The organism is Cytobacillus sp. C11.1, from assembly GCF_058145115.1.
Window position 1 is genome coordinate 3686883 of record NZ_CM176935.1, and the last position, 19599, is coordinate 3706481.

General features: G+C 38.5%; 18 protein-coding genes. 7 read left to right on the forward strand and 11 right to left on the reverse strand.

The window, feature by feature from the left end; all coding sequences use genetic code 11:
• Positions 1–95 precede the first annotated feature (95 nt).
• The 4 genes from htpG (at position 96) to AC3ZVC_RS18345 (ending at position 4565) form a co-directional block, all read left to right on the forward strand.
• Positions 96–1973 (forward strand): molecular chaperone HtpG, encoded by a 1878-nt coding sequence (htpG, locus tag AC3ZVC_RS18330; protein WP_490064629.1) that lies wholly within the window; start codon positions 96–98, stop codon positions 1971–1973.
• Positions 1974–2183: 210 nt separating this feature from the next.
• Positions 2184–2636, forward strand: coding sequence for a YndM family protein (locus tag AC3ZVC_RS18335; RefSeq protein ID WP_490064630.1), 453 nt, complete (start codon positions 2184–2186; stop codon positions 2634–2636).
• Positions 2637–2717: 81 nt separating this feature from the next.
• Entirely contained in the window at positions 2718–3059 is a 342-nt protein-coding gene (locus AC3ZVC_RS18340; protein ID WP_490064631.1) for a hypothetical protein, read from the forward strand.
• A 150-nt stretch (positions 3060–3209) separates the two neighbouring features.
• Positions 3210–4565: an amino acid permease gene (locus tag AC3ZVC_RS18345; protein WP_490064632.1), complete on the forward strand. Its 1356-nt coding sequence runs from the start codon at positions 3210–3212 to the stop codon at positions 4563–4565.
• Between the two features lie 188 nt (positions 4566–4753).
• Here AC3ZVC_RS18345 and AC3ZVC_RS18350 read toward each other — a convergent pair whose 3' ends face one another.
• The 3 genes from AC3ZVC_RS18350 to AC3ZVC_RS18360 all read right to left on the reverse strand — a co-directional run bounded on the left by AC3ZVC_RS18350 (position 4754) and on the right by AC3ZVC_RS18360 (position 6113).
• Complete coding sequence (locus AC3ZVC_RS18350; protein WP_490064633.1) at positions 4754–5611, reverse strand: DUF421 domain-containing protein; 858 nt, start codon at positions 5609–5611, stop codon at positions 4754–4756.
• 17 nt (positions 5612–5628) lie between these two features.
• Positions 5629–5835, reverse strand: a complete 207-nt coding sequence (locus AC3ZVC_RS18355; RefSeq protein ID WP_490064634.1) for a DUF1657 domain-containing protein — start codon at positions 5833–5835, stop codon at positions 5629–5631.
• Positions 5836–5909: 74 nt separating this feature from the next.
• Positions 5910–6113, reverse strand: a complete 204-nt coding sequence (locus AC3ZVC_RS18360) for a DUF1657 domain-containing protein (protein WP_214726739.1) — start codon at positions 6111–6113, stop codon at positions 5910–5912.
• Positions 6114–6454: 341 nt separating this feature from the next.
• Here AC3ZVC_RS18360 and AC3ZVC_RS18365 point away from each other — a divergent pair, with 341 nt between their 5' ends.
• The 3 genes from AC3ZVC_RS18365 to AC3ZVC_RS18375 all read left to right on the forward strand — a co-directional run bounded on the left by AC3ZVC_RS18365 (position 6455) and on the right by AC3ZVC_RS18375 (position 8516).
• The gene (locus AC3ZVC_RS18365; RefSeq protein WP_490064635.1) at positions 6455–7015 is read left to right on the forward strand and encodes a YkoP family protein; all 561 of its coding nucleotides are present in this window, start codon (positions 6455–6457) and stop codon (positions 7013–7015) included.
• Between the two features lie 83 nt (positions 7016–7098).
• Positions 7099–7914 carry a metallophosphoesterase gene (locus AC3ZVC_RS18370; protein WP_490064636.1) on the forward strand — a complete coding sequence of 272 codons (816 nt, stop codon included), beginning with the start codon at positions 7099–7101 and terminating at the stop codon, positions 7912–7914.
• A gap of 233 nt (positions 7915–8147) precedes the next feature.
• Positions 8148–8516: a hypothetical protein gene (locus AC3ZVC_RS18375; RefSeq protein WP_490064637.1), complete on the forward strand. Its 369-nt coding sequence runs from the start codon at positions 8148–8150 to the stop codon at positions 8514–8516.
• A 72-nt stretch (positions 8517–8588) separates the two neighbouring features.
• On the opposite strand, the gene AC3ZVC_RS18380 is transcribed toward AC3ZVC_RS18375, so the two are convergent.
• From AC3ZVC_RS18380 to AC3ZVC_RS18415, 8 genes are all read right to left on the reverse strand, one after another.
• On the reverse strand, positions 8589–10163 hold the full coding sequence (locus tag AC3ZVC_RS18380; protein ID WP_490064638.1) for an alkaline phosphatase family protein: 1575 nt from the start codon (positions 10161–10163) through the stop codon (positions 8589–8591).
• 27 nt (positions 10164–10190) lie between these two features.
• On the reverse strand, positions 10191–10823 hold the full coding sequence (locus AC3ZVC_RS18385) for a TVP38/TMEM64 family protein (RefSeq protein WP_490064639.1): 633 nt from the start codon (positions 10821–10823) through the stop codon (positions 10191–10193).
• Positions 10824–11497: 674 nt separating this feature from the next.
• A complete protein-coding gene (locus AC3ZVC_RS18390) occupies positions 11498–12010 on the reverse strand; it encodes a hypothetical protein (RefSeq protein WP_490064640.1) in 513 nt (170 codons plus the stop codon).
• A 109-nt stretch (positions 12011–12119) separates the two neighbouring features.
• Positions 12120–13562, reverse strand: a complete 1443-nt coding sequence (locus tag AC3ZVC_RS18395) for an alanine/glycine:cation symporter family protein (RefSeq protein ID WP_490064641.1) — start codon at positions 13560–13562, stop codon at positions 12120–12122.
• 297 nt (positions 13563–13859) lie between these two features.
• The gene (gene parC / locus AC3ZVC_RS18400; protein WP_490064642.1) at positions 13860–16310 is read right to left on the reverse strand and encodes a DNA topoisomerase IV subunit A; all 2451 of its coding nucleotides are present in this window, start codon (positions 16308–16310) and stop codon (positions 13860–13862) included.
• A complete protein-coding gene (gene parE / locus AC3ZVC_RS18405) occupies positions 16307–18286 on the reverse strand; it encodes a DNA topoisomerase IV subunit B (protein WP_490064643.1) in 1980 nt (659 codons plus the stop codon). Before parE ends, parC begins: the two co-directional genes overlap by 4 nt.
• A gap of 325 nt (positions 18287–18611) precedes the next feature.
• The gene (locus AC3ZVC_RS18410) at positions 18612–19025 is read right to left on the reverse strand and encodes a CoA-binding protein (RefSeq protein ID WP_490064644.1); all 414 of its coding nucleotides are present in this window, start codon (positions 19023–19025) and stop codon (positions 18612–18614) included.
• A gap of 64 nt (positions 19026–19089) precedes the next feature.
• Positions 19090–19467 carry a GNAT family N-acetyltransferase gene (locus tag AC3ZVC_RS18415; RefSeq protein ID WP_490064645.1) on the reverse strand — a complete coding sequence of 126 codons (378 nt, stop codon included), beginning with the start codon at positions 19465–19467 and terminating at the stop codon, positions 19090–19092.
• Positions 19468–19599: the final 132 nt, after the last annotated feature.

Genomic DNA, 19599 nt, shown 5'->3' on the forward strand with positions numbered 1-19599 from the left:
TGACAGCAGAAAAATAATATGATATTAAAATTATTGGATTAGCACTCCAGAAAGCAGAGTGCTAAATTGCAAAAATTCTTAAAGGAGAGGTTGATATGGAAAAGAAACAGTTTCAAGCAGAATCCAAGAGATTATTAGAAATGATGGTTAACTCCATTTATTCTCAGAGAGAGGTATTCTTAAGGGAGCTGATTTCCAACAGCAGCGATGCCATCGATAAAATTTACTACAAAGCGCTGACAGATGAGTCTTTAACCTTCGACAAAGATAGCTATTACATAAAGGTAATTCCAAATAAACAAAACAGGACTTTAACAATTAGAGATACCGGAATTGGCATGACAAAAGAAGAGCTGGAAAATAATCTTGGCATCATTGCAAAGAGCGGTTCATTGTCATTCAAAAAAGAAAATGAAATCAAAGATGGACATGATATTATCGGCCAATTCGGTGTAGGTTTCTATGCCGCTTTCATGGTGGCCGATGTTGTAACGGTGATCAGTAAAGCACTTGGCAGCACAGAAGCCTATAAGTGGGAATCTGAGGGTGCAGACGGTTATACCATCACACCATATGAGAAAGATACAGTGGGCACCGAAATTATCCTTAAGATCAAAGACAATACAGAAGAAGAAAACTATGATGAGTATTTAGAGGAATACCGCTTAAAAACCATCATCAAAAAGTACTCTGACTTCATCCGCTATCCAATTAAAATGGATAGTAAGACCAGAAAGCCAAAAGAAGGCAAAGAGGACGAATTTGAAGAGGTTTCAGAAGAACAAACGATTAATAGTATGGTTCCGATTTGGAGAAAAAATAAAAACGAGCTTACGGACGAAGATTACGAGAAGTTTTACAAGGAGAAGCATTATGGTTTTGATAAGCCGCTAAAGCATATTCATATTAGTGTTGACGGCAGCATCCGCTATAATGCGATTCTGTTTATTCCCGAAAACATTCCCTTCGATTACTATTCCAAGGAATATGAAAAAGGGCTTGAATTATATTCTAATGGCGTTTTAATCATGAATAAGTGTGCAGATCTGCTGCCGGATTATTTCAGCTTTGTGAAAGGCATGGTGGATTCGGAGGATCTATCTCTTAACATTTCTAGGGAAATGCTGCAGCATGACCGCCAGCTGAAGCTGATTGCCAAAAATATCAGCAAAAAGATTAAAAACGAACTTCAAAGCCTGCTGAAAAACGAGAGGGAACAGTATGAACAATTTTACAATTCATTTGGCAGACAGTTAAAATATGGGGTTTACAGCGATTTCGGCACCAATAAAGAAACACTGCAGGAATTACTGATGTTCTACTCTTCAAGAGAAAAGAGCATGGTAACACTTGACGAATATGTTTCTCGAATGAAAGAAGATCAGAAATATATTTATTACGCTTCTGGAGAGTCGTACGAGAGGATCGAAAAACTTCCACAAACAGAGCTGGTTGCAGATAAAGGCTATGAAATCCTGTATTTTACAGAGGACATTGATGAGTTTGCCATTAAATTGCTTATGTCCTATAAAGAGAAGGAATTTAAGTCTGTCTCAAGCGGAGACCTTGGCATTGAGGAGGAAGATGTAAAACAATCTGAAGCTGAAGAAAAAGAATACAAAGAGCTTTTTGACAGTATGAAGGAGATTTTAGCAGGAAAAGTCTCAGATGTCAGGATTTCAAAAAGGCTGAAAAGCCATCCGGTCTGCTTATCTGCTGATGGGGAAGTAACCATTGAAATGGAAAAAGTCCTCAGCTCTATGCCTGACAATCAAAATGTTAAAGCAAATAAGGTACTGGAAATCAATCCAAACCACGAAGTCTTCCAGTCATTAAAACAGGCACTGGCGAAAGATAAAGAAAAGCTTAGCCTATATACAAACCTACTTTATAATCAGGCTCTGTTAATTGAAGGCCTGCCAATCAGCGATCCCGTAGAGTTTACAAACAATATATGCAAAGTTATGGTTTAAACCATATGAAAACAGCCCGGTATGAGGGGCTGTTTTTTCTATTAGTGGCGGAAAATGCATTGATAATAAAATTCAGGTTGAGTTTGATCCTTTAAATACAAAAAATCCCAAGAGAAATTTAATCTCATACGGTTACATTAATGGATGTACAGTTATATGAAGAATAATTCACATTTATTTATACACAATAACCATAAAAGGAGGAGTAATATGCAGCATAGTAAGGCATTAGCTATTAAATTCCTAGCCAGTCTTGTTCTTCTTTATGTCATTCTTGGCCTTATTTATGGAATGAGTTTTGGAAATGTTTTTATCATAACCGCCATATTAGGAATCGCCTCCTATATATTAGGCGATATGCTAATTTTGCCGAGGAGCAGCAACACTGTTGCCACAGCGGCCGATTTTGGATTGGCATTTGTGCTAATTTGGTTTTTGAGTTCGATTTTAACACTTGGAGATAACCTCTTTATTATGTCTTTAATTGCAGCTGCGGGAGTTGCCTTGTTTGAGTACTTTTTCCATAGTTATTTAGTTAAAAATATGACAGAGGCCAGTACGGAACGAGTAACCATCAATCAGGGAAACCTGCGTTATAACACGGAAGCTTCTGAAGATTTGACACCTGTTAGGCCGGACGTTAGAAGCGATGATAAGGAGTAAGGCAAAGAGTTAGGTACTCGACTCCCTAAATGTCAGGGAGTCTGGAAATACATTCTTAGAGCTTTCGGGAAGGGGATTAGTATGTCTGTTTTCGTATATCAAACCTTTGAAGTAAAACAGGATAAATTTGTGGAAGCATTAAAGAACCTGAGAATGATTCAAAGCTATAGAAATGAAAACTATGAACATAAGATAGAACTTTTGTCTCCTATATCAGGAGCTGACCATACTTATGCTTTTTTATGTACTTATGAGGGCCTAGCAGAAATGGAGCTACAAAATAAAAAGATGTTTGAAGATGAAGAATATAAAAAGCTTATAGAGGAGTTCTTCCTTGAGGATATTGTCCAGGGCAGCATGAATACCCAGCTGTTCCGGTCGGTGACTGGGTTAAAAAGCGACAGTGCAGAGAAAAGTAAATAGACGCTTTGGAACAAGTCCTTTGCAGATTCGAAACGGAGCCGATCACCATAAGGAATCGGCTTATTTATTTGGATGTAAGTGACGTAATACTCTTACTTAAACGGACAGAAGGTCGGATAGAGGGAACCTGTTCGAAAAAGGAGGTACATCATGGATTTTTTTCTTCCCAGCGGCAATTCTTCAAAAGAAAGTGAATCTGGTGATTTAAAATGGTGGCAATTATCATTAATTGGTGTCGGATGTACAATCGGTACTGGTTTTTTTCTTGGTTCAGCAATTGGCATCAAAATCACCGGACCCTCCATTGTCTTTTCATTTATTCTAGCGGCAATCGGAACTTACATTGTTTATAACCTGTTAGCTAAGATGACAGCTGAAGACCCTCAAGAGGGATCGTTTTGCTACTATGCCAACAAAGCATATGGAAAGTGGGCCGGCTTTAGCTGCGGATGGAATTATTGGAGTTCAAACATTCTAATCATGGGAAGCCAATTAACCGCACTATCCATTTTAACAAGGTTCTGGTTTCCGAATGTCCCCCTGTGGATTTTTGCTGCTGGTTACGCAATCCTATCCATTATTGTTGTGTTAACAGGCAACAAGGGCTTTGACAAGGTAGAGGACCTTTTTGCCGTTATTAAAACAGCGGCCATTATCATGTTTATTATTTTGGCAATAGCCGCTCTGGCAGGAATTATTGATGGGGATGCCAAGCATCCTGGTTTTCCAGGTTCAGCAGGAGAATTTTTTCCTGAAGGGTGGAAAGGCTTTTGGTCTTCGTTAATTTATGCCTTTTATGCTTATGGGGGAATCGAAGTAATCGGACTAATGGCAACAAGGCTAAAGCAGAAAGAGGATGCCCCAAAAGCCGGCATAATTATGCTTATCGTACTTGTAATCATATATGTTATTTCACTTGGCTTGGCCGTTTATATGGCCTCACATGGAGCATTTAACGAAAAGGAGAGTCCATTTGTCACGGCCATGGATAAATATAATCTGGACTTCTTTCCGCACGTATTTAATGCGGCGATCATTATTGCCGGCTTTTCAACTATGACGGCGTCCCTGTTCGGTGTAACGGCTTTGCTTGTTACACTGGCCAATGATGGGGATGCCCCTGCAGTTTTTTCAAAGAAAATTAAGAAGTGGAAGGACCTGCCGCTTCCTTCTCTGGGCTTGGCAACTGGAGGGTTAATTGCTTCGATTGTCACAGCTTTGCTGCTGCCCGGGAAGATTTACGAGTATATCACAACCGCAGCAGGAATATTAATCTTGTTTAACTGGTCTTTCATTATCATCTCTGCGCTTCGTATTCTGGAGATTAAGGTTTTCGGGAAACTTATGGCCTTCCTTGGATTGATACTGATCCTGGCTGCCGTTAGCGGGACATTGCTTGAAAAATCGATCAGGCTTGGTTTCTTCGTCAGTTTAATTTTTGTGGCTATAATAGCCATCGTAGCAGTAATTATGCAGAAGAAGGTTTGGAAAAAGGCAGAGGGTTAAAAAAGGCAAAAACAAAACACCAGAGTTTCATCTGGTGTTTTGCTTTGCCTTCCATTGATTTTCTAAATCTCAATCTGCAGCTTTCCAAAGAGGACTAAACGAAAGCGAAGTGGGGAGGAGGGGTCTTGCATAAGCCAATACACATTCACCGGGGATGAAATTTATATTATTAATAAGAAGTTGGCATTTTACTTTAAATAAGGAGATAGCTTCTGTATGATGCCATAAAGCTTCGAAGCATTTTTTTCGTACATCTGCTGCGCTTTTTTAGAATCAGTCTGTAATGAAAAGACTTCCATGTCGGCGGCACACTTTTTTATCATTGCTAAGAGCAGCGGACGCTGCTGAGGAGCAGGCACATTGATGGTATCATCATATACATCTACAGTTAATTCTCCATATGAATCAATTTGGCCTAAGAATATATTATCAAGCGTTAGGCCAAGCTTTTCTATCTCCATATTCAGCCACTTTCTTGTTTTTCCAGACTCAGCTAGTGGATCATTGAGTATCTCACCATACATAATAACTGTTTGCGGCTCTTTTTCCTGTGCAACATTCATTTGAAGATCTTTTGGCGTAAGCGGCTGGTTCTCCTTTTTTAGCATAATGCTTAGATCCCCACGGGGCTCCAAAACTGCAAATTCCACATCCGTTGCTTTAAATACATTTTGCTGGCGCAGCAAAGAAGATAAATCATCAATTGAATATCTTTCTTTTTTTAGATTGTCTTCTAATATTTTTCCGTCTTTAATAAAGACCGTTCCTTTTCCTTCAAAGAAATCTCGGAAGCTTTTGCTTTTTAGGGAAAGAATATCCGCAAATAAGGTAACAAAGCCAAAGATCATGATAGAGAGAATTCCGCTGGCCCAGTGGTTATCAAGACCCATAATGATTTCACCGGCAATACTTCCGATTGTAATCCCTGAAACGTATTCAAAAAATGAGAGCTCAGATATTTGTTTTTTTCCGATGAGTTTTGTTATGACAAACAAAACTCCAACAAACAGTATGGATCGGGCACCAATCAGCAACCATTCAGGCATAGTTTCATCTCCATAATTTAATTTGGTTTATATTGAGGTTCTTCAAATTCTATAATCTTTTTCCGATTCTCAAGATCTTCTTTTATCTCAGCAATTTCCATCATCGACTCATGGAAGAGGCGTTTAGCTTCTTCATCCATAGAAGTTAATGCAAGACTGGATAATTGTATTTCAATGGAACGTATTGTTGCCAGACATTGGTTCACATTCGAAGCAATTGTCATACCAATCACACCATTCAAGTTGAGTTTTTATAAATAAAATAGGAATAGGGCTGGCAAAAGCCAGCCTGTATTATTTACTGGTTATATTGAGGCTCTTCCTGCTGAATTTCCTGCAGCCTTGGTTCAAGGCTGTCAATAATCGTTTGTGTTTGCTGTGCAGCATTCTGATAAAGCTGCTTTGCGTTTTGGTTATCAGTAGCAAGAGCAAAAGTTTCAAAACTGGCCTGGGCACTCTTAAGGCCTACAATCGCTTGCTTCACTTGAGTTCCAACTGTCATTTCATTCATTCCTTCTTTCTTTCTTTCAATTGTAATTTAAACTACACATGTAGTATTACTTTTCATTTTTTGTTTATGTATTTTTCTTAATGGTAATTTAAAGAGAGCTTTACTAAAAAACCTTCTAATAAGATAAACTGAACGTTTAGTCTACCTAATGTTCTTGCTTAAAGGCATTTTCAAAATAACTATATCCTTTCTATAACACAAACTTCTTCTTACTATTTGTATTCTTTTTATTTTCCATTCCAAATTTTAAATCCGTTCATTTCCATTTCTAAAATTGGCATAAATTTAACATCCTATTTATAGTAGCTTAATGAAAGGAGAAAAACCTAAAAATGATGGTACGAACAATTTTATTATCAGTATGGGGATATTTGGATCCAATCTATTTTCCATTTACCCGTTTGCAATATCCTGCATCAGATCAAAAAAGAGAAGGAGTTTTTCGTGTAAGATTAACAAAATACAAGGGAAAGGACATAGAACTATCAGACGGGATTATTATTCGTAAAAACGATCTTTTACTTAAAATTCATTTACATAATGTGACGCTGCTAAATGAATTCAATAACATTAAAAATGAATTATCAAAAGGGAGAGGTATTTTTAAACGAGTTAAAGAATCTATGCCTCTTTTGGCTACTTTTATTCTTAAACATCCAGAAGAAGCTAAGATAAAAGGGATTATCGGAATAACACTGATTAACAAGGGATTCAGCCCGCTTGGATTTGAATGTATACTCCCTGAAAACAAACTCTATTGCTGGTTAAAAAAAACGTTCCAATTACCCATTTTTCTTTTATCATGTTCAAAATTTTCAGTTGCTAATGTAAAAAAACATCGTACAGTATACTTAATGATGTCTAAAGAAAAGCTGATTGAGAGGTACAAATAACCAGGTTAGTTAGTTTCCTCTAACTCCCACTAGGACTATCCCTTCATTCCTCTTATAATTTTAAGAAGGGAGGGGATGTGACTATGTTATTATTTTTTATTCTAACATTTTCCGTTATTTTCACATTTATTTTATTTAAAGCGTACAAGAACACAAAAAAAGTCACAATAAATACAATTTCTGTTTCCCGTCCAAACATTACGGTATCGGGAAATAATATAAGAGTTCTTCATTTATCTGATATGCATCTCGAAAATATATCAATCAATCCAGCAGAATTATACGCGATGATTTCAAAACAGCCGGTTGATCTAATCGCTCTTACTGGAGATTTTCTCGACCGCAAACGAAGCATTTCGAAATTGGCACCCTATCTTCAGGTGTTGAAAAATACAAATCCTAAGTATGGGATATATGCTGTGTTTGGAAATCATGATTATGTCTTAAAAGGAAAGAACTTTGAGACATTGAAAAAAACTTTAGAAAAAAATGGATGTATAACTCTTCAAAATGAGCATGTTACTATTCAGATTAATGAGCAAAATTTAAATATCATTGGAATTGATAATCACAGTACGAAACACAGCGATATAAAAAAGGCCTATAAAGGTGTACCTGATGGTTACAATTTAGTATTAACCCATGATCCAAATGTTGTCCTTGAAATGGAGAATGTTCCATTTGATTACTTATTGTCCGGTCATTTTCACGGGGGACAAATTCATTGGCCGAAGCCATACCATTTGATTAAAATGGGTAAGCTTGTGCGAATGAAAATGGTCAAAGGTCTTCATTATCATGGAGGAAAACCGTTCTATATAAGTGAAGGACTCGGCCAAACAGGAGTTAACATCCGTATTGGCAGCCGTCCTGAAATCACGTTCCACGAAATTTCTTAATGCACTAAAAAAAACCTTGCCATAAAAATAAGCAAGGTTTTTTATTCTTCAAAATCTTTACAAAATGGAAGAACATTCTAGAAAAACACAAAAATATTTGAGGATATCCTCAAATATTATTTACAAATCAGACAAAAATATTGCCAGCATATTCGGTTCCCTTAAAGTACAAATTAATAAACGGAAGGTGAGAAACCTTACTTTCTTATTACCTTTAAGGGGAGTGCTAAGCCTTGAATAACTGGATAAATGCGCTTTTTAATACAGGAAGAATGACAGGGAGAATGCAGCCTTTTTTAAATATGTTTGGAAGAAGAAAAAGAAGAAACAATAGAGGAATGTTATGGGGATCTTTATTAAGCCTTGGCTTAAGTGCAGCTGCTTATGGTTTAACCAGAAACCGTAACAGAAATATGGCTCGCCCTCTTCAAAATTTAATGAACAATACTCGAATGGGAAACTTTCAGAAACCTAATTTGGCTGGTTTAACAGAGTTTGCGGAGGAATTGACTCCAAATAAAAATCCGTTAAACAACAATCCATTAAACAATAGCCCATTAAACAACAAATCATTAAACAACAATTCATCAAACAACAAATAGATTATAAAAGCCCACATTTAATGTGGGTTTTTTATATTGGCAATGGCAAATCATTTACAATAATGCCAGGAATTATGGATTCTGATTCAAAATATCCAAAACCCATTTTTTAAGATCTACAATCCGCAGGCTGTCGATACTTTTATTGGTGCTGGTAACAATAATAGGTGCCAGTGAATCAGCTTTATGCATAGAGCCATGGGCTGCACCGCCGGAATGCTGAGGTGAACTCTCTCCAATGAACTCATACCCGGGCATAGCGTCAACAATTAGGAATTCCCCATGCTGAGAATTTATAGCTCCGTATAGCCTTGCCAGTCCATCAGGATAATCTCCATAATCAATTTTCTTGTTCTTTATTGTTAAATCGAGAATGGAGAGGTTTCCTTTTAAAGACCATATTTGATTATAAACATCTTTATACGGTCCTCCAGAATTATAAATAAGAGAGCCTTCATGCTCTCCAGATATCACATGAATCATTTCATTTTCCTTCCAGGCAATCCAGCCAATTCGACTATCTGTTTGCAATGTGTGGGCAATATTTTCTAAAGAAAGACTTTCATTAATTTTATAAATATAAGCCATCCGTTCATTCGCAGTAATGACAATGTCATTGTCCTTTGAAACAGCCTTACCCAGCTTTAAAACCCTATAATCGGAGAGGATTTCCTTTAAATTAATTAAAGCTTCTTTTTTATCCTTTTTAACCGCTGACTGATAGCTGTCCCCAATTATAACCCAAATGTTATTATTAAGAGCATCTTCCCACTGCGGAAACATATTTAACACTTCCTGAAGGTGTTTATCAAGTTTTTCAATCCCTTTTGTCGTAGTTGGACCCTTTTTATGTACAGTATGGTCGTTTTCACCTAGATACATGATTGTAAATTCAGGGAGAATATTTTTTTCCAATAGATATTTTAATTCTTGAACCGCAAAGGCGTCGTTAAGTCCTAAACGTTTTACAATATGTTTATTATTAGGATCCTGGCGAATAAATGCACCTAAAGACAGCATTTTTGGCCCAGCGGTTTCATATGCTCCAGGCAAGCCACTTACCTTTGCCATAAGCTTCGGAACTTTAAGGGTATGATGATCATTTCCCCGATAAATTAATGCATTAATGGATGCAGTTTTCCTTTTGTCCTGGGCTAAATCTTCATGAATGGTCTTTACTTTTGGATTTAGGTCAACATTATTATATCGGTGCATAATATTTTCAGCAAAATTAGAAAACCCGAGCTTAAGGATTTCTAAAAAACCATTTCCATAAGTAATGATCTGCTTCTTATCATCATCAAACCAAACGAGTCCCGGGATTTTATGCTGATCCGGGTATGTACCAGTTATTAAAGAACTGTCGATCGTTACTGACATCGTTGGAAAGGAACTCACTAAATTCTTACTATATTGGCCGTTTTTTAAAAAGAAGGCTAGGGCAGGGGCCTTCTGTTCCTGAATAGCCTTTTTTAACGGCTCATCCATTAATGAATCTAAAACCAGAAGTATAATTTTAGGCGGGGAATGACTGTCTGTTAAAAAAGCCTTTGGTATTTTTTTCTGTTCTTTTGCTTTATTGCTGTTAATTATGAAGCCGATTATTATTATTGAAATAAGGATTATAAGAATCCAAAGAATTAACATATAATTTCACCTTCGTTTTGGAGTAAATTATTTATTAGATTGCTGTAACTTGTTATTGAACCAGAATTTATAAAAAAGGATTAAACACACTATAAAGAGAAGGTATGAGATAACTCCGAGTAGTAGATTATGACCTGACGAAAAAATTTGCTCTCCGCTGTAAGCAAGCAAAAACATAGGTGGCAGCATTCCAATAGCAGTGGCCATAAAAAAATACCTAAATCGAATCTCAGATGCTCCACAATAAATGTTAATCACCTGAGGAGGAATAATAGCGATCATTCGTCCAAATAGAATAGCAATAAATGCATTTTTTTCAAATACGGATTGAAATTTTTTAATTCCTTTATACCTTATCAAAAAGGCAGTGAAATAATCCCTAAAGTAATAACGGGATAAGAAAAAGTAAATAAGCGAAGCAGAGAGAATGCCAAACCAATTAACCAGCAAACCAATAATCGCACCAAATTTCACTCCCATTAATCCGGCAAATAGAGTAAAAGGCAAGAATGGAATAGATGCTATAAGAACAGAAAAGAAAAACATAACTGGAAGCCAGGAAGAGTCACTGTTTTGCAGCCAATTTAATATATAATCTTTTTTGATTAACCCGATAATCAAAATATTGATATAGGCTATTACAATCCACCATTTTCGCATTTTATTATGGCTCCTTACATAAAAGCCCTTAATTTTTACTCAATTTATCTTTCCAAAACCTTACTATCAGTATGCTTATTTTTACGTAAGGAAATGTATTAAAATGGACAAAAACATATTCTGAAACCCATCATAAAATAACATCGAGTAAAAAAAGGAGAGGAAGGTAAAGTTAAAACACTATGATCCAAACATGAATTATGGATATTATATTCCATACAGAAATTTAAAAAGTGAGACCATTCGTAACCTATGGTTTTATCAGAAGCAAAATTTACTTTAGTTTCCCATGCCATGACAGAAATTGCGGCTATGGCTTAATTGATTGGAAAAGGCTATGATTCGCAAATAGCTTATAAAACAGTTGAATCATGGGAGATAAATGAGTTCACCTATAGAAAAATATGGCATTTATTAATAATGCCAAAAGGAATGACTAGAATTGTTGATTAGCGGAGCAATCCTATAATCATTTGCTGCAATTCCAGACCATAAAAGGGAATTAGCTCATACATCAATTATTAAGCCGAAGATTCATACTCCTAAAGGGAGAATTTTATATAGGATAGGGGAATATTTAATAACCTTAATATATTTATTTTCTAGTTTACATAATATATATTATAGGAAGTAATAACGAAAGCAAAATAAAAGGTCTCATTATCTAAGTATACTTAAGATAGTGAGACGAAATAAAGATTTTTAATGAAATTTGTATCTTGAATGCTAACAGATGCTTTATAACCGTTTTCAAATTGGCTATTGATTATTAAGGGGCTCGGTACCGTTAAGTCAGTTAATATGAAATCTTTTAAGGAATAGAAATAAAAATTGGATAATCCCCCGCTTCCACCTGTCGGAATGCTGATATACATTTCTTTGATGCCATCACGATTCAAATCTTCAAATTGTATCTGTGGTTCATATCCGCCTGCAAGTTCTGTTTTGTAAGTTTTCCCGTCAGAGGCCGCTATCTCCAAAACGATTTCCTTTAAAAAAGCAGCCCCCTCTTCATAATAGACACCCTTTATGTAAACCGTATCCTCCTTCTTATCACCGGACACATCTACTTTATCTTTAGAGATCGTAATGTTTTTTTCTTCCTCTTCACCAGCGTAAACACCTGTTATGGCCGATAAAGACATAAAAAAGAAAGCAGCAAACGCAAAGAGCAATTCCTTTTTCATAATGAATCCTCCCCTATTTTTTTGTTAGTTTCCCCATGAATGGAAATTTAATGTAAGAAAGTATAAAAAAACCTCCTATCACAATGGATAGGAGGTTACCATATAATACTTATTTACCTTTTTTCTTTAAAGCACTTTCTTTTGTTTCCCATGATTCAATTCCATTAATTCCAGGGATAGAGTCAGAATAGAATACCGGATCTTTTCCTTCTTTTCGCTGGGCCTTATAATCCTTAAGTGCGGCAAAGGCAATCTTTCCAAGCATTGTAATGGCAATTAAGTTGATTAACGCCATAATGCCCATGAATAAATCAGCAAGGCCCCAAACAGTAGCCAAGTCGACCAACGCACCGAAAATAACCATGCCGATTACTCCCAGGCGGTATATGAATATAGCTAATCTGCTTTCTTTAATAAATTCAATATTCGTTTCACCGTAATAATAGTTTCCGATTACTGAACTGAAGGCAAACAGGAAAATTGAAACAGCAACAAAAATAGGTGCCCAAGAGCCAATATGTGATGATAAAGCAGTTTGTGTTAACTGTATTCCAGATAAATCAGGAGTTGTGTATGCACCTGAAAGGATAATCATAAATGCAGTCGCAGAACAAATTAAAATCGTATCTACAAATACACCTAGAGTTTGAATTAACCCTTGCTTAACAGGGTGTGTGACAGCAGCAGTTGCAGCCGCATTAGGAGCACTGCCCATACCTGCTTCATTTGAAAATAAGCCCCTTTTAATCCCCATCATAACAGCAGCGCCCATTGCTCCGCCAAATGCCTGGTCCATGCCGAATGCGCCTTTCACGATTGTCGCAATTAAGTTGGGCACTTCAGTAATATTTATAACAACTATGACAATAGCAACAATTAGATAAATCACTGCCATAACTGGAACAATCACCTGTGATACATAGGCAATTCTCTTAATACCACCAAAAATGATAATTGCAGTTAATGCAGCAAGAATCAAACCAATCGTTAAGCGGCTTGTTCCGAACGCTTCATTGAAAGCTAATGAAATTGTATTTGATTGGACTGAATTAAAAACAAGTCCGAAACAGAAAGTGATAATAACAGCAAACAGAATGCCCATCCAGCGTTTATTTAGCCCTTTTTCCATATAATAAGCAGGGCCGCCTCTAAAGCCATCTTTATCTTTAATCTTATAAATCTGAGCTAAGGTACTCTCTACAAAACTGGAAGCTGCGCCTAGAAAGGCGATAACCCACATCCAAAAAACTGCACCTGGTCCGCCGGCTGCAATGGCAGTAGCAACTCCTGCCATGTTACCGGTGCCAATCCGGGATGCAGCACTGATTGTGAAAGCCTGAAAAGAAGATATTCCACGTTTGCCTTCCGCAGATACCATTCTTTTATCTCCGAGTATTCTGAACATTTCTCCAAAGTAACGAAATTGTACAAAATTGCTTTTAACACTGAAATAAAGGCCTAAGATGACTAATACTGCAATTAGGATATAAGTCCATACTAAATCATTTAGAAAGCCTACGGCTGAATTTAAGCCTTGTAAGAATAAATCCATGCTTTTCCCCCTAGTTTTAATTTTTGAATTTTGGCATTTTACTATTTTACAAAAACAATACCTTTTCTAATCTATCAGAAGAATTTTTAATAGACAAGCCGTATATTCATTCCAGATGCTTATAAATCATTAAATACGCCTGATTACTCTGTAAAACACCAAGTATTTGATTCCCAACCGAATGTTTCCTTAAACGTTTTCATATAATTTTTTATTAGTTTTTTATACACTACATGACAAGGTTCCTCTCCTTTTCCAAATAAAAACCCCTGCAAATGCAGGGGTCACTTTATTGCCTTATTCTGTTGCTTGCCCGTTGTGATTTTGGCGATCTTCCCTCTTCCAAATACATTTAGCTTTTCCGCTCTCGGATTCATCAATAATGAACGATCCATTGGAATACCTGTCATTAAAGCGGATAGCAGAAGCTTTGACAGCTTCTACATGTCCTTTTTCAGTTTCAATGAATATATCATCGCTGCCTCTTATTATGACTGTTCCAACAATGCGGTGAGGGTTGGATTTTAATTCACGAAGCATGACCACCCCGCGCTTGGCGCGGGAAGTACGCTCAAATTCGCTTAGTTTCATTTTCTTTATGGATCCACGCTGTGTAACAATGACTACAGCCTGTTCCTTTGGATCTTCAATGAGCTGGGCGCCGGTTACAAAGTCGCCGTCTTTGAGATTTATCCCTTTCACTCCGGCCGCCCTGGCACCGACAATACTTACTTCTTCCTCATGGAACCAAAGCCCATACCCCTGATGAGTGGCAAGGAAAATTTCCTTCGTGCCACCAGTCTGATACACATCCAGAACTTCGTCATCGCCTTTTACATTAATGGCAACGAGCGGTTTGGAATACCTTTGTGCTTTATATTGCTTCAGCTCTGTTTTTTTCACCATTCCATTCTTCGTCATAAAGAGCAGGAAAGCCTCGGTTTCAAAATCTTTTACAGGAACTGCCCGTACAATGGAGTCATCCCGATCTATCGGTATGATGTTGGCAATATGCTGGCCAAGATCTTTCCATCGTATGTCTGGCAGCTGATGCACCGGACAGTATAAATAATTTCCTTTATTCGTGAATACAAGGAGAACATCGGTCGTGTTCATATCCAGCTGGGCAATCAGCCTGTCGGAATCCTTCATGCCGAAATCCTGCCCGTTTGAAGCGGCAAAGGATCGCTGGCTTGTACGCTTGACGTAGCCTTCCTTTGTAACGGTGACGATGACATCTTCACTTGCCACCAGCACTTCAAGGTTGATTTTTATTTCTTCAATTTCCGCCTCAATTCTGGTGCGGCGTTCATCAGCAAATTGCTTTTTAACGTCTTTAAGTTCCTTTTTAATCACTGAGTAAAGCTTTTTCTCACTTTCCAGAATGGCCTTCAGCTCTTGAATCTGCTTGGCAAGCTCTTCAGCCTCTGCTCTCAAAGCCGTTATATCTGTATTTGTCAAGCGATATAGCTGTAAGGAAACGATGGCTTCCGCCTGTGGCTCTGTGAACTCAAACTTGGCAATCAAATTATCTTTCGCATCCCGTTTATCCTTGGAAGCACGGATGGCCGCAATTACCTCATCCAGAATAGATAGTGCCTTCATCAAGCCTTCTACGATATGCTGGCGTGCTTCTGCCTTATGCAGGTCAAACTGTGACCTGCGGGTTACAACTTCCTTGCGGTGGCTGATGTAGGCATCTAAAAGCTCCCTGAGACCCATTAATTTTGGATGCCTGTTGTGAATGGCTACCATGTTGAAATTATAGGTTATCTGCAAATCGCTGTTTTTGTATAAATAATGCAAAACGCCTTCAGGATCCGCATCCTTTTTCAGTTCTATGACGATCCGGAGACCTGTGCGGTCCGTTTCATCGCGGACCTCAGCAATCCCTTCCACTTTACGGTCCAGGCGGAATTCATCAATTTTCTTCACGAGATTGGCTTTATTCACTTCAAAAGGAATCTCGGTGATGACAATTTGCTTTTTCCCGCCGCGCAGGTCTTCAAATTCAGATTTTCCGCGGATAATGATTTTTCCCTTGCCTGTTTCGTAGGCTTTTTTAATGCCGTCAACGCCCTGGATAATGCCTCCGGTAGGAAAGTCAGGTCCTTTAATATGCTCCATCAGTTCATCAATGGAGCAGTCCGGTTTGTCCATACGCAAAATAGCACCGTCAATGATTTCATTTAAATGGTGAGGCGGAATTTCAGTTGCATACCCCGCTGAGATTCCTGTGGAACCATTGACAAGCAGGTTAGGATACCTGGCAGGCAGGACTGTTGGCTCGTTGGATGTATCGTCAAAGTTAGGGATAAAGTCAACTGTCCTTTTTTCGATATCCTTCAGCAATTCAGATGAAATGGCAGAAAGCCTTGCCTCTGTGTAACGCATCGCTGCCGGTGGATCTCCGTCTATGCTTCCGTTATTCCCGTGCATTTCAACGAGAAGATTTCGAACCTTCCAATCCTGGCTCATCCGCACCATAGCATCATATACAGATGTATCACCATGCGGATGATAATTGCCGATTACGTTTCCTACTGTTTTTGCTGACTTTCTGAAGCCTTTATCCTGGGTATTCCCCTCAACATGCATAGCATATAAAATACGTCTTTGAACCGGCTTTAACCCGTCACGCGCATCAGGTAGTGCACGGTCCTGGATAATATATTTACTGTAGCGGCCAAAACGGTCACCCAGTACATCTTCAAGAGGAAGGTCGCGGAATTTTTCTGCAGAACTCATGATTCAGCCTCCTCCTCTAAAACAGAAATATTTTCATTTTCAAGTATGCTGCCGTCTTCTTCAAGTCCGAAGGCAACATTAGATTCAATCCACTTGCGGCGCGGTTCTACCTTATCGCCCATCAATGTTGTAATCCGGCGCTCCGCCCTTGCTGCATCGTCAATCTTCACGCGAATAAGCGTTCGTGTTTCAGGATCCATCGTCGTTTCCCATAACTGGTCTGCGTTCATTTCGCCAAGACCCTTATACCGCTGAATCATATAGCCTTTACCGACTTTTTTAATGGTGTCCTGAAGTTCATCATCACTCCAGGAATACTCAACCACTTCTTTTTTGCCTGATCCTTTGCTGACTTTATACAAAGGAGGAAGAGCAATAAATACTTTACCAGCTTCAAGAAGAGGCTTCATATAACGGTAAAAGAAAGTGAGAAGCAGCACCTGTATATGGGCTCCATCTGTATCGGCATCTGTCATGATGATTACCTTATCGTAATTGACATCATCCAGATTAAAATCAGCTCCAACACCTGCGCCGACGGCATGGATAATCGTATTAATCTCTTCATTTTTAAAGATATCCTGAAGCTTCGCTTTTTCTGTATTAATAACTTTACCTCTAAGCGGAAGCACAGCCTGGAACCGTCTATCCCTTCCTTGCTTAGCTGATCCGCCAGCGGAGTCTCCCTCTACCAGATATATTTCATTCCTTTGCGGATTGCGTGATTGGGCTGGAGTCAGTTTGCCTGATAGTACCGCTTCTGATCTTTTCCGTTTTTTTCCGCTCCTGGCTTCTTCACGTGCTTTGCGGGCAGCTTCTCGGGCCTGGTAGGCCTTGATTGCTTTTTTGATTAATAGGGAGCTTGTCTCAGGGTTTTCTTCAAGAAAATAAGACAAATGCTCAGAAACAACAGAATCAACAGCCGAGCGTGCTTCGCTTGTTCCGAGTTTGCCTTTCGTCTGTCCTTCAAACTGCAAAAGCTCCTCAGGCACCCGAACAGAGACAATAGCGGTAAAACCTTCACGGATATCGGCTCCATCCAAATTTTTATCTTTTTCCTTTAACAAATTCACCTTTCGAGCATATTCGTTAAAGGCGCGAGTCATTGCTGTTTTTGAACCCGCTTCATGTGTTCCGCCGTCTTTTGTCCGGACGTTATTGACAAAGGACAATACATTTTCCGAATAGCCGTCATTAAATTGAAAAGCGAAATCGACTTCAATTCCATTGCTTTCTCCTTCAAAGCTTACTACCGGGTGAAGGACATCTTTTTCCTCATTTAAATATTGAACGAAAGCCTCTATGCCGTTTTCATAATGAAAAACGTCATGAAAATCATTCCGTTCATCTAGGATCTCAATTTTCATTCCCTTAAGAAGGAACGCTGACTCACGAAGACGTTCACATAGTGTCTCATAATTATAAGTAGTAGTGGAGAAAATCGTCGGGTCCGGCTTAAAATGGATTGTTGTGCCCGATTGGTTTGTCTTGCCTACTTTCTCAAGAGTGGTAACCGGTTTTCCGCCATGCTCGAACCGCTGTTCATATACAAATCCGTCCCGCTTAATTTTTACAACCAGCCACTCGGAAAGGGCGTTAACAACCGAGGCACCGACACCGTGCAGCCCTCCGCTTGTTTTATAGCCACCCTGGCCGAACTTTCCCCCGGCATGTAGAACGGTCAATATAACTTCAGGCGTTGGTTTGCCCATCCGGTGCATCCCGGTTGGCATACCGCGGCCTTTATCTTGAACACTTATTGAATTGTCTTTATGTATTTTGACAATGATATGATCCCCGTAACCTGCCAGCGCTTCATCAACAGCGTTATCGACAATCTCATATACAAGATGGTGCAAACCCCTTGCATCCGTACTTCCAATGTACATCCCAGGGCGCTTTCTTACTGCTTCCAGCCCTTCGAGTACTTGTATGGCATCATCATTGTAGTCAAAAGCTTCCTGATTTTTTGCCACGAACATACCCCTTTCATTTCTTGCAGCAACACTGACCGCGAAAAAGTGCGGCTTTAGAACACCCGTATAAGTATTCGGCTCATAAACCGAATTTCCTTTATAAAATCATAAAATCCCCGATACAGGAACAGGTGTTCTATACTCATATTTTACCATATAAATTAATAAGGTCTATGCTTTATTTTATCTATTTATTTGGTTTTGGCAAATAAGTTCTTGAGTCTTACGGGATTTTTAAAGATTATTTCCATTAGCTAAACCCTTTATTTACGGGCTTCTTATAAAAAATAAAAACATGAGATCTTTTTAAGACCTCATGCCGATTTTACTTCGTTAGCGCATGTTCAACTTTAATGCAGCGGTCCATGATGACAGTGTATCCCTTTTCCTTAAGAAAATCGTATGCTTCCTGATTTGCTACACCCAGCTGAGCCCAGAAGATATCTGCATCAATTTCTGCAAATTCCCTTGCAACCTCCGGAAGAAACTCGGAGCGCCTGAAAACATTTACGATATCAATATGTCCCTCTATCTCTTTAAGACTTGAAACGGCTTTAACGCCAAGAACTTCATCAACGGCTGGATTCACCGGGATGATCTCATAACCTGCATTTTGCATTGCTTCGGAAACCATAAAAGATGTGCGTTCGGGATTTCCGCTTAAACCGACAACTGCAATCCGCTTTGACTTTTTTAAAAGAACGCCGATTTCTTCCCGGCTTGGATTTTCAATAGCCATTTAATTCCCTCCCAAATCTGATTGATTATATTTATTTTACCTAAAAATTCTAAAGTGTACTAACTTATTGCTTTGATGCCTCAATTTTCTTTAAATAAAAGTTCAATCCCCACTCTACTTTAAACCCTGCTTTTTTATATAGGGATAATGCCTTTTCATTGGTTGTGCCTGCACATAATTTTATAACAAGCGCATCATGGTGAAAAAAGAGGTCTGATACTGCCATATCGAGCAAATGCCTTCCGATTCCGGCGTGGCGGCATGTTTCGTTCACTCCTATAAACTCAATACTTCCTTCCTTTTCCTCAGAATTGTATTCTGCATACAGATAGCCTTTAAAACCATTTTTATCCGCTGCTGTATATACCTTTTGTATATCATTGATTTTTTCAATAATTTCTTTTCCTGAATAATATGTATTTGGAAAAATAGTATCATGCAAAGATATAAAATCGCTGTACTGAGACTCGGGAGTGCGATCAAAGGGAGACCCCGGGAGCAAAGCGGCGAGGAGCGTCGGACCGCCCGCGGAAAGGGAGTGCCTCGTGCTGAAATCAACAGGCAAATTTAACAG

Bases quoted from the DNA above. Each gene is read 5' to 3' on its own strand.
- htpG (WP_490064629.1), top strand. From the start codon at position 96: ATGGAAAAGAAACAGTTTCAAGCAGAATCCAAGAGATTATTAGAAATG.
- AC3ZVC_RS18335 (WP_490064630.1), top strand. From the start codon at position 2,184: ATGCAGCATAGTAAGGCATTAGCTATTAAATTCCTAGCCAGTCTTGTT.
- AC3ZVC_RS18340 (WP_490064631.1), top strand. From the start codon at position 2,718: ATGTCTGTTTTCGTATATCAAACCTTTGAAGTAAAACAGGATAAATTT.
- AC3ZVC_RS18345 (WP_490064632.1), top strand. From the start codon at position 3,210: ATGGATTTTTTTCTTCCCAGCGGCAATTCTTCAAAAGAAAGTGAATCT.
- AC3ZVC_RS18350 (WP_490064633.1), bottom strand. From the start codon at position 5,611: ATGCCTGAATGGTTGCTGATTGGTGCCCGATCCATACTGTTTGTTGGA.
- AC3ZVC_RS18355 (WP_490064634.1), bottom strand. From the start codon at position 5,835: ATGACAATTGCTTCGAATGTGAACCAATGTCTGGCAACAATACGTTCC.
- AC3ZVC_RS18360 (WP_214726739.1), bottom strand. From the start codon at position 6,113: ATGACAGTTGGAACTCAAGTGAAGCAAGCGATTGTAGGCCTTAAGAGT.
- AC3ZVC_RS18365 (WP_490064635.1), top strand. From the start codon at position 6,455: ATGATGGTACGAACAATTTTATTATCAGTATGGGGATATTTGGATCCA.
- AC3ZVC_RS18370 (WP_490064636.1), top strand. From the start codon at position 7,099: ATGTTATTATTTTTTATTCTAACATTTTCCGTTATTTTCACATTTATT.
- AC3ZVC_RS18380 (WP_490064638.1), bottom strand. From the start codon at position 10,163: ATGTTAATTCTTTGGATTCTTATAATCCTTATTTCAATAATAATAATC.
- AC3ZVC_RS18385 (WP_490064639.1), bottom strand. From the start codon at position 10,823: ATGCGAAAATGGTGGATTGTAATAGCCTATATCAATATTTTGATTATC.
- AC3ZVC_RS18390 (WP_490064640.1), bottom strand. From the start codon at position 12,010: ATGAAAAAGGAATTGCTCTTTGCGTTTGCTGCTTTCTTTTTTATGTCT.
- AC3ZVC_RS18395 (WP_490064641.1), bottom strand. From the start codon at position 13,562: ATGGATTTATTCTTACAAGGCTTAAATTCAGCCGTAGGCTTTCTAAAT.
- parC (WP_490064642.1), bottom strand. From the start codon at position 16,310: ATGAGTTCTGCAGAAAAATTCCGCGACCTTCCTCTTGAAGATGTACTG.
- AC3ZVC_RS18410 (WP_490064644.1), bottom strand. From the start codon at position 19,025: ATGGCTATTGAAAATCCAAGCCGGGAAGAAATCGGCGTTCTTTTAAAA.